This window comes from Sulfobacillus sp. TH-112 (assembly GCF_057473405.1).
In genome coordinates this window covers 18,568-28,142 of sequence record NZ_JBYCKN010000083.1, presented here as the reverse complement: position 1 = coordinate 28,142, position 9,575 = coordinate 18,568, and the positions used below count along the sequence as shown (strand labels likewise).

The window sequence follows — 9,575 nt, the reverse complement described above, 5'->3', positions numbered from 1 at the left end:
CAAAAATACCTAACGGTATTTGTTGTTAATGCCGCTATTTTCTCTTGAGTGGTGTCGCACAACCGCTCGTTTGTGCGACGACCAATAGGGCAGGGGATCGGCTCGTGATGATTTTGCAACCAATTATGAGGACTTTGCTGGAAATTCCGGTTATTCGTGCGAGGGCGGATCGTGCAAACGGAACGGAAACTCGGCGTCGACGGTCAGTCGTCAGCTCCACAGTCTTATTCCGGTTTTTGGTTCCAATGCTACACAAACCCCCAGGTCGGCAAGCACTATCGGGTGTCCCAGCCAGCCCTCCAAGCGATGCTCGACATCCACGTGGCCCGACCTCAATCGCGCGGCAGTAAATTCACACAGCGATGACGACCCATACCATGTGTGGTCACGAAAAGTCACGTCTACGCTCAAGCAACAACAAAGCCGCACGACGGAACAGAGTCCTCGCTCGTGCGGCCTCAATGTTAGCGCGGAGATTTGGAATAGATCAACGACCACCAACCCATGCTATTTCCGATGCGCAGAATGGCGGATATACAGAGAAGAGCCATAACAATGGTGAAAATCTTACCGATGGTATTATTAGTAGGCCACCGTAAAAAATACTGGGTTGCGAGGTATCCAGACCCCACCGCGATAATGGCCCAGATGACAAGACGTGCCCATCCCGAACCGGTGCTCATCTCACAGCCTCCTACTGTTTTAGGGAACATTATAGTAAATGCCAACCGGAATCGGATTGCCAAACACGAAGTTGATATGGACCCCAAAATTTCCTCCTTGGGTGTTCGTGCTACTGATTTGACTCGCGTAACCCCCGACGACCAGGCCCCCCAGTCCGACGATCCATGAGCCCTCCCACGGAAAAAGTGCGGCAACGCCAGCGCTCGCGGAAATAGCGGTCAAGTTCGAAACGAGATTTTTAGTCGCGGTGTTGTTCCCCATTTGCGAAGTGCCCCACCAGGGGTAGTCCGTATACCAATAGGGAGTTCTGGCAACATACCACGTATAATCGAGGCCATACGTACTGCTACTGTTACTCCTCATCATGGTAGCCGCAGTGTGACGTGATTGCGTCACACTGTAGGCTTCGGCTGCCCCCAGCACAGGTTGAATTTGACCGGACGTAATTTTGTAATCATAGGCCGCCATAGCTTGCTGGGTCCATGAAATCTCGGCATTAGACAATCCGGCTTGTTGTAAGATGGATGAGTCTACCGAAACCGTACCGTTTGACGATTGCATCATATCATCGTTTACAGTGGAAATTGTTTGCTGCAATTGACCTAGTGTTAGCGGAAACGCCGCGGGGGGCGCCCCGCCGCCTTGTCCGACGGGCGAGCCTGTCGCGGGAGGCGCCGGAGGCGCCGGAGGCGATGATGGCGGCGTTGGGGTATTGATGGCTGTAAAGTGGCTTGTAGGAATTAAGACGGCTGCCTGCGCTACTCCGCCTATGACCATGGGTGCAGTTAATACCGCTAAAGTCGACAATGCTGCGATAATCTTATATGACATTGGCTTACACGCTCCTCTATTATTATCGGATTGGTGAGCACCAGTTACGTTGCCTCGAGCATATGATTTTGGTACTAAATAGAAAGGTTCCATCACTATTAGCTAAATCCTCTTATAAGTCGCTCAATTCACTCGACAATATTCGACATCGTGACACGAAATGCAACGAGTCCATATAGATCAGGGAATCAAGGCCGATGCCAGTACAAGCGGCATCGGCCTTGATTCTAATAATTCCACAAATGTGGCCGGTGGTAACATATAATCATGTAGGTTGTTGTATCTGTCGCACAAACGACCGTTTGTGCGACATCGTGCGTGCGGCCGACACGATCCCCGCAAACGGGATCATCGATGTCGCACAACTCGTCTCAAAATCTAATGTCTCAGACTAGCATTCCGGCATGAGTTTTGAGACAATCAGGTAACGTCCTACGGAGGTGGCGCGATGCTTATTGGCTACGCCCGGGTCTCGACGGCCGACCAAACGCTAGCCCTCCAAGAAGATGCCTTACAGCAGGCGGGCTGCGAGAAAATTTTTCGCGATGTGATGTCGGGAAGTACCACGGAGCGGCCGGGACTCTCTGAGGCTCTGGCCTATGCCCGGCCGGGCGATGTCCTGGTTGTCTGGAAGCTGGATCGGTTGGGGCGGTCCTTAGCGCACTTGATTGCGGTGGTGCAGCAGTTGGGAGAGAAGGGCATGGGCTTTCGGAGTGTGCAGGAGCAGATGGACACGACGACGCCCGGAGGTCAGTTGATTTTCCATATCTTTGGCGCCCTCGCCGAATTTGAACGGGCGCTCATTCGGGAGCGCACGAATGCGGGGTTAGCCGCCGCGCGAGCGCGAGGCCGGGTCGGGGGGCGCCGACCGAGTCTCTCATCCGACCAAGTGAAAATGGCCCGGCAGCTAGTGACGAATGCCGACACGACGGTACAACAGGTGGCCGACGCCCTGCATGTCTCCCGCGCGACGCTCTATCGCGCGCTGAAGACACGGGAACCATAAACTCGCGTGGCCACGGCAGGCTCCCGTGGTGAATACCCACGTGGTATCGCATCAATCACGAGACGCCGCCAACGCGAGCACGGTCCGGACTATTGCGGTATGCTACTCTGTTCACAAGGAGGATGGTCATGATTCAGGCACGTCTAGACGCCCCCGATGGCGTGGAGCAGTTGTTGCACGCGGACCTCGGGTTTCATAGTGCGGATGGCGGCGATGCCCGCCACGGGTTACACGCCTTCGCCGCCAAGTTTCCTCCCCAACTGCCGGCGTGGTTTATTGACGGCCTGACACAGCCGGGAGATCTGGTATTCGACCCCTTTTTAGGGAGTGGGACGACCGTCGTCGAAGCCCTGCGACTGCATCGGCGGGCAATGGGGATGGACATTGACCCTTTGGCCATCTTAATGAGCCGCGTGAAAACGTTGTGTTTAGACGCAGATCGTCTCCTTGAGTATGGGACCGCCATTATTGACGGTGCCCGGCAGGGGATGGACCAGCCCGACCGCTTGTCCCACGCGGTGGCGCAGCGCTTTGCCGCCGACAAGGATCGGCAGTTTGTCGAGTATTGGTTTCAGCCGGCGACGATTCTCGAGCTAGAGGCCCTGATGGAAGGCATTGAGCGGGTGGACGCGTTAGCTTATCGGCACTTTCTCCTGGTGGTGTTTTCGTCCATTATTGTGACGAAGTCGGGGGGGGTGTCGATGGCGCGGGATTTGGCGCATAGTCGTCCCCACAAGGTCCCGACGAAGGTCCCGAAATCCGCTATTGACAGCTTCTATAAGCGACTGGTGAAGTTGGTCCCGGCGTTGACTCCGCTGGAGAGCGCGTATGAACCCATCATTCAGCAGGGAGATATTCGGCAGATGACGATGACGGACAACTCCGTGGATCTGATTGTGACCTCACCGCCCTATGCCAATGCCATTGACTATGTCCGTGCCAACAAGTTTTCGTTAGTGTGGATGGGCCGGCCCTTACACGAGCTCGCGATCCTACGGTCGAACTATATCGGAACCGAATCCCATAAGTTATTCGAGTGGGACCAGTTTCCCGCCGCCGTGCAAACAATCTTGGCCACATTAGAGGCGAAGGATCACCTCAAGGCGGGATTACTGGCGCGTTACTTCGCGGATATGCGCCAGGCGTTACACGCCATGTACCGGGCCTTGAAGCCGGGCCACTCCGCCATCATTGTGGTCGGGACCTCGACGATGCGCGGCCTGGACGTTGAAACGCCGCAGGCGCTGGCGCTAATGGCCCAGGACTTAGGCTATGACCTCCGGGGTGTCGTCGAGCGGTCGTTGGATCGGAATCGACGGATGATGCCCGCGCGATGGGGGCACCAACAGACGGGCATTGAACAGCGCATGCACGCGGAACAGGTGATTGCGCTGACCAAGCCGCAGGGGGAGACCCCATGACGACCCCACCGCTGATGCTGGCGGCCCGCCAGCGGTTTCATGAACGCCTCCAGACGGGACCGCTCACGGTCAATCGGGAGGGCGTCACCAGCAATGCCGATTCGTCCAATCCGTTATCCAAACGGCTGGCCCGGAGTATGGTCGACCAGTTGCCTTCCGGATCGCCCAGTCGTCCCCGCTTGGCGGGCCAAACCAGTGGCAGCCAGTTCGAAGAGATCATTACCCAATATCTCATGGAGACGTTTTTATTATTCGACCACTTGCGGCCGGGCCATTGGCACATCCAACGGATCGGCAATAACCATCGGCTGGTGCTCGCGCAATTCGAGCAATATGCCCATCTGCTGGCCTTGTCCGAGGCCGCCAAACGGGATGCGCAGCTGGCGGCGGCGCTGGGCAACGACTACACCATCACTCCCGATGTGGTCGTGTATCAAGATCTCTTGGAGGATGCCACGATCAATCAGCCTCGGCCCATCGTAGACGACACGGTGAGTCGGTTGGCGGCGATCCGTGCCGCCAACGGCGGGCTCCCCTTACTCCACGCGAGTATTTCCGCGAAATGGACTATTCGCTCGGACCGCAGCCAAAACACGCGGGCGGAGGCGCTCAATCTCATCCGCAATCGTAAGGGCCATTTGCCGCATGTGGTAGCGGTGACGGCGGAGCCCTTACCGAGTCGCCTCGCGTCCATTGCGCTGGGCACCGGGGATATTGATTGTGTCTACCACTTTGCCTTACCGGAATTGCAGCACGCGGTGGATGCCGCTCACGCGGACGATGCCGCCGACATGTTACGCATTATGGTCGAGGGGCATCGCTTGAAGGATATCTCTGACCTCCCGTTGGACCTGGTGCCTTAACCGAAACGGAGAGGGCACGAGAATCTTCATAAAGGAGTCGCTCAGGCCAATAACAGGGGATCATGTAGACATCACTCAATTCCGATACAAGGTACCGGCCCCCAGCCCAAGCGTCGAGGCGTAATGATTACTGTGTTTCCGATTGCTCCTCCATATCGTCGAACTTGTCTAGGGTATTCCGAATACGTTCTCTCACCGGCAGTTCGTCCTTTGAGAGTGGGGTACGTGAATAGTCGTGAAGAAATCCTACAATCGAAGATATCAGGTTCAGAAGACTGACCCGATCTGCTTCGATAGCCATTTGATGGGTGTCATTCCTGGTTACCTCCACACGATATCCTTGCCATCCACTAGGACCCTCCAATTTGGTCACACGGACCTGATCCCAATCGCTGGGTGCCATCGCTCGATTAACCATTGCCGCGAGTTTAGGCCCGTGTACCATCGCCAATTCCCAAAACCAATCAAGAAAGTCTTCCTGGATATGAGGATCTGCCTGCAATCGCTCATAATCTGCTGGCTCCGCATCCGTTTGGGACAGTAAAAATAAAACCTGCCATCCTTTGTCGCCAAAGAGTTGTTCCATCCCGCGAAGTAGAAGATTATAATCTTCATCCGAGGAATACACTGTCAATAGTTGTTCCAGAACTTTCCTATACAAAATCTTTTTCACTACTTGTTGGATATGCAATAACAAGTCCTCATTACGCACCGCTTTCCACCCTCTTTTTTTGCTGTTTGCCTATAGAACATTTTTCCGTATTTCTATAGGACACCTGTCTCTTGTTCTTTGCAAAGGCCATATTTATAATCTTGGGATAGTTTTCAAATTTGGATTTGCCTTCCGCAAATGTGTGTGATGCGTCGCGGAGTTTCGCATTGAATGCTGCATTCTGAAATAGATCCTGGTGAAAGCTCTGTAATAATGGGATATCATCATTCTTGACAACTAGATTCGTTTCGAAGTGGATATTATAAAACCGTCCCGCTATAGGCACCGGTTCAAACTCGCTCTCCGGCCATCCTACTTCATGCGCGTCGATTCTTTGGACCATTTCTTCAAGGTGAGCAAGGCGGTCAAGCACTTTCCTCGTTTGGTCGCGCACGTTCTGATCAATCTCAGAAACAGTTTCTCGGATTTGTTTTTTCAAAACGCGTTCGAAATCCGATGTGATATTGATCGACGGGGATTTTTGAGCCAAGGAATCATCGCCATGCATCAAACCAGTACGTCGCCGGGAGCGCTTAATCACGATAAGTGACAATATGATATATCCACCGAGGCAAGCTATAATTACCATCAGCACTATCCGTTGGCCTCCTTTACAGGGCTGGTTGCATCAGGATCAGTGGCCCTCTCAGGATCTTCCTGTATCAAGTGGATTTTTCGCCACTCTGTCTCGGCAATCGAATATGCAAACCATAAAACGACTGTCAGTACATAAATGGTCAGAAAATCCCCACCGACAGTGGGGGCTTTGCCCAACATCCAGCCAACCGTCAGAGATATGAGTATTATCCCGACAATCGACATGACCAGTAATCCTTTGACACCAGCATTCGTTGGTTTCGACCAAGACCGCAGTTGACCAATCACCAATCCGACTCCAAGTACTTGAAGCATCAGAATCACAAAATATTCGGCGATAATCGTCGACATGCCATGGCTGTCTGGGAGGCGAATACTTAACCACGCGGCCAATAGCGTCAAGAAAAACCCGTCACTTGCCCTAAATGTGAATTCACCATCATCAAAATTCAAGCCATCACCTTCTTACCGTACGCTAGTTAATAGCAGAGATGCCGCTCCGGACATCCATCGTGGTTTTCAGTATTCGCCTTCGTGCAATGTGCCCCGGCAGGGGACCATCATCTGTTGAGTCTGTGATGGCTTCTCCTGCCAATCTCTATCCCATTATAAATGAGTGAGTTAGACTGTGTAAGTTTTTAACGATACATCTGGATAGCGCTTAAACTCACCCATAACTGACGCGGAATCGATGAAAAGTGGAGTACAAGTATTAGGCCCCGCGATTGGGGCACTGGGCCGAAATGGTTAGTGGAGTGGGGATTGGTACCGTTGTTCAAGGGAAGTCGCGTATGACAACCGTAGACCGAGGCCTATTGCGGGCGGATGCTAACGGGGTGACGTTCGTTGGGACGACGCGTACCGTAGTGTTGCCTGGGGTACGCATGCTACAAGTGACCGCAGTCCCTGGGACCTTGTATGTGCATCATGCCGATTATCCGCATCCCTGGGGATTCGACGACCTCGATCCGGAGCATCTGGCAAGACTTTGTCAGAGTCTTGAACACGACTACTGGCAACCACAGAAATTACCAAATGGGGAATGGGAAGCAATGCGGCAATGAGTTCTGCAGGAGGAATGGTTAACTTGTTTTGCTTTAACAGAGAGCAAATTTAAGGGGGTCAGGAAGGGGCTCTTAAGACAATGAAAGGTGTAAATATACGTCACGGCCCTCGAATTGCGCTGGCAGGCCTTCTGTGCGGCTGTTTGTGGGGGCTCCCGGTCGGCAGCGGCCTCTTCTGCTACGCATCCGAGGGCAAAAACGCAGGGGTCAATGAAAATGGGACGGAACATTGCTCCGGGGTTGGTGCATCGTCGAGTACATCGGGTTCAGTGTCAGTAGTGCCTGGTGAGCAAGCATCCTATCAATCCAATGCACATTGGCCAACGTCGACGAATGAAGCAGCGCAACGCTATATAAATGCTGTGGTTTTGTACATGAATCACGGAGGAGGTATTAATTTTCCTAAGCATTCTCCTTTAGCCTTCCCTCTTCAGTGGACCACTGGCTTGGACTACAGCGTAACAGTGTGGCCACCTCCCGGGGGGTATAGAGCATTGGAGGCGGTGTCGATGATGGCGTCATAGGGTCTCTCTCCTTGTTATGATCATAGGATGGGGTGGGCGTGGGCCCACAACGCATTAAACCAGGCTAAGGCCTGCATGTGGATGCGGACATTGGACGTTACCAGCCCCACTTCGCGATTCTGCGTCAGACTGGGCTCCGATCAATTTTCTGACCCGACAAACGTCTCGTGAGCGGTGATAATCAATTTGGCATGGACATAGGGTGTGGCCAACGTCCGGAGCTGGACCCCGGCAACCCGCAACTGATGGGCGGCTATTCTCCCTTCAGCCGTCTTGAGGGCGTCCGGCGGTACCAAGACCCGCGCCTGAGACCCATGCTGGGCTAAGGCCGCATAGAGCCCCGGCACGGCCGGACTAATCGGCGTGAAACACCTCGCGCAGTGCCGTGGTCTCGATATCATCTTCGGCATTATCTCCCGCGAAGGCGCAATAGGTCTCGTTGGCGCTCCCGACAATGGCGAGGGCATGCGGGGTGCCCGGGTTGATGACCAGATACTTGGCATGGTCAAAGGCGTACGTCCCCTCAAACCGTGCGGGGGCCCTCCGAACGATGCGCACGGCTTGGGTGCTCCGCTGGTCTTTGATTCCGACATAACGCAGGTTCTCCGGCACAATCACGCCCATCCCGCCGCGAAGGCGGTCGGTTCATGAAATCCGCGCTTCGATTTTCGGCGACCATGTCCAACGATTTTTGGATGGGGGCAGCCTGGGAAACCCCAAAAGTCTCTAACTCGTTCGCGCCCGGTGCTAATGTCCGACCTTGAGGAATCTCTGCAGCAACTAATCCCGTCTTGCCAAACGCACTCCTAGGGGGCAAAATAGACAAAGTTCATAGTTAATTCATGGTAAAATGAAAAGGAGGACGATTATGCAGAACTCAGATTATGACACCCTGAATTTTTTACAACCCAATGCTAACAGCTCTTTTGTCCCGCTTAACTCCATTCGCCTGAAGGTAACTGACCGTTGTCAGTGGAATTGTTGGTGGTGCCACAATGAAGGCACTGGCGAAAGGGATCCGAATGTTACCAAGGACATCACATTTGACGGTGATTTCGCTAGGCAATTTCTTCGAGTCACCGCAGAGTTAGGTATTCGGGAAGTACATTTGACTGGCGGCGAGCCTACTCAGCACCCTAACATCGTAGACATTATCCGTTTTCTCAAAGAACATGGCTACAAGGTGAAGATGACCAGTGTTGGCAACAACGACCGGATCATGCAAAAAATCTACATGTCAGGCATTGACGGTATAAACTTTAGTTTGCATGCAATTGACACTGCGGAGTTGCACTCCACTCAAATCGACCGGACCTTTCAGTGGATGAAAGGCCGACACGCGGACCAATTTGCCAGCATTCTTGGAGCACGAGATGCTGGCATAGAAGTTAAGTTGAACACAGTCATGGCCTCCGGGGCCGATGCTCCGCGCGTCAAGGACGTCATCGAGTGGGCCAACGAACATAAGCTCGAGGTTCGTGTTTTGCATGAGGTTCAACGACTTGCTGAGTCGGTCACGGCGGTTCGTGAGCTTTTGGCTGACTTAGGTGCGCATGAACAGCGACGTAAGTACATTTTAGGAAGTTCGAGTGGCACTATATATTACGTGCTGCCCAACAAAGGTCGCATCGGCTTTAAAATTCTTCGTCCTCAATATCTGGACACTATGTGCAGTGACTGCCCGCTTTACGCCAATGGCACCTGCGGCGAGTATTTTTACGGATTACGGCTAGAAAATCATCTTGGGCGCCACATGATACGATTATGCGTCCATCGTACGACAGATGAAACGTACATCGCTCTTTCAGAATTTCGGAATACGCCTCAATTTCACGAGATACATAATTTTGGTGACCGGAGGAGGCTGTTATAG

The 9,575-nt window shown here is 53.3% G+C and carries 12 protein-coding genes; 5 read left to right on the top strand and 7 right to left on the bottom strand.

Features of this window, described 5'->3' with window-relative positions; all coding sequences use genetic code 11:
- Positions 1 to 464 precede the first annotated feature (464 nt).
- The gene (locus ACOJWD_RS05605; RefSeq protein WP_486992237.1) at positions 465 to 683 is read right to left on the bottom strand and encodes a hypothetical protein; all 219 of its coding nucleotides are present in this window, start codon (positions 681 to 683) and stop codon (positions 465 to 467) included.
- A 19-nt stretch (positions 684 to 702) separates the two neighbouring features.
- The gene (locus tag ACOJWD_RS05600; RefSeq protein WP_486992236.1) at positions 703 to 1,515 is read right to left on the bottom strand and encodes a hypothetical protein; all 813 of its coding nucleotides are present in this window, start codon (positions 1,513 to 1,515) and stop codon (positions 703 to 705) included.
- Positions 1,516 to 1,963: 448 nt separating this feature from the next.
- Between ACOJWD_RS05600 and ACOJWD_RS05595 the strand changes: the two genes are divergently transcribed.
- From ACOJWD_RS05595 to ACOJWD_RS05585, 3 genes are all read left to right on the top strand, one after another.
- On the top strand, positions 1,964 to 2,521 hold the full coding sequence (locus tag ACOJWD_RS05595; protein ID WP_486992235.1) for a recombinase family protein: 558 nt from the start codon (positions 1,964 to 1,966) through the stop codon (positions 2,519 to 2,521).
- Positions 2,522 to 2,649: 128 nt separating this feature from the next.
- Positions 2,650 to 3,942 carry a DNA methyltransferase gene (locus ACOJWD_RS05590; protein ID WP_486992234.1) on the top strand — a complete coding sequence of 431 codons (1,293 nt, stop codon included), beginning with the start codon at positions 2,650 to 2,652 and terminating at the stop codon, positions 3,940 to 3,942.
- Positions 3,939 to 4,805 carry an NgoMIV family type II restriction endonuclease gene (locus ACOJWD_RS05585; protein WP_486992233.1) on the top strand — a complete coding sequence of 289 codons (867 nt, stop codon included), beginning with the start codon at positions 3,939 to 3,941 and terminating at the stop codon, positions 4,803 to 4,805. Before ACOJWD_RS05590 ends, ACOJWD_RS05585 begins: the two co-directional genes overlap by 4 nt.
- A gap of 127 nt (positions 4,806 to 4,932) precedes the next feature.
- On the opposite strand, the gene ACOJWD_RS05580 is transcribed toward ACOJWD_RS05585, so the two are convergent.
- From ACOJWD_RS05580 to ACOJWD_RS05570, 3 genes are read right to left on the bottom strand one after another with little or no spacing between them, the layout of a single operon-like run.
- A complete protein-coding gene (locus tag ACOJWD_RS05580) occupies positions 4,933 to 5,517 on the bottom strand; it encodes a hypothetical protein (RefSeq protein ID WP_486992232.1) in 585 nt (194 codons plus the stop codon).
- Positions 5,510 to 6,112 (bottom strand): hypothetical protein, encoded by a 603-nt coding sequence (locus ACOJWD_RS05575; RefSeq protein WP_486992231.1) that lies wholly within the window; start codon positions 6,110 to 6,112, stop codon positions 5,510 to 5,512. Before ACOJWD_RS05575 ends, ACOJWD_RS05580 begins: the two co-directional genes overlap by 8 nt.
- On the bottom strand, positions 6,112 to 6,567 hold the full coding sequence (locus ACOJWD_RS05570; RefSeq protein ID WP_486992230.1) for a hypothetical protein: 456 nt from the start codon (positions 6,565 to 6,567) through the stop codon (positions 6,112 to 6,114). Before ACOJWD_RS05570 ends, ACOJWD_RS05575 begins: the two co-directional genes overlap by 1 nt.
- 338 nt (positions 6,568 to 6,905) lie before the next feature.
- Between ACOJWD_RS05570 and ACOJWD_RS05565 the strand changes: the two genes are divergently transcribed.
- The gene (locus ACOJWD_RS05565; protein WP_486992229.1) at positions 6,906 to 7,178 is read left to right on the top strand and encodes a hypothetical protein; all 273 of its coding nucleotides are present in this window, start codon (positions 6,906 to 6,908) and stop codon (positions 7,176 to 7,178) included.
- 664 nt (positions 7,179 to 7,842) lie between these two features.
- Here the strand turns inward: ACOJWD_RS05565 and ACOJWD_RS05560 are convergent.
- Complete coding sequence (locus tag ACOJWD_RS05560; protein ID WP_486992228.1) at positions 7,843 to 8,103, bottom strand: phospholipase D-like domain-containing protein; 261 nt, start codon at positions 8,101 to 8,103, stop codon at positions 7,843 to 7,845.
- Entirely contained in the window at positions 8,057 to 8,314 is a 258-nt protein-coding gene (locus ACOJWD_RS05555; RefSeq protein ID WP_486992227.1) for a phospholipase D-like domain-containing protein, read from the bottom strand. Before ACOJWD_RS05555 ends, ACOJWD_RS05560 begins: the two co-directional genes overlap by 47 nt.
- Before the next feature lie 256 nt (positions 8,315 to 8,570).
- Between ACOJWD_RS05555 and ACOJWD_RS05550 the strand changes: the two genes are divergently transcribed.
- Positions 8,571 to 9,575: a radical SAM protein gene (locus tag ACOJWD_RS05550; RefSeq protein WP_486992226.1), complete on the top strand. Its 1,005-nt coding sequence runs from the start codon at positions 8,571 to 8,573 to the stop codon at positions 9,573 to 9,575.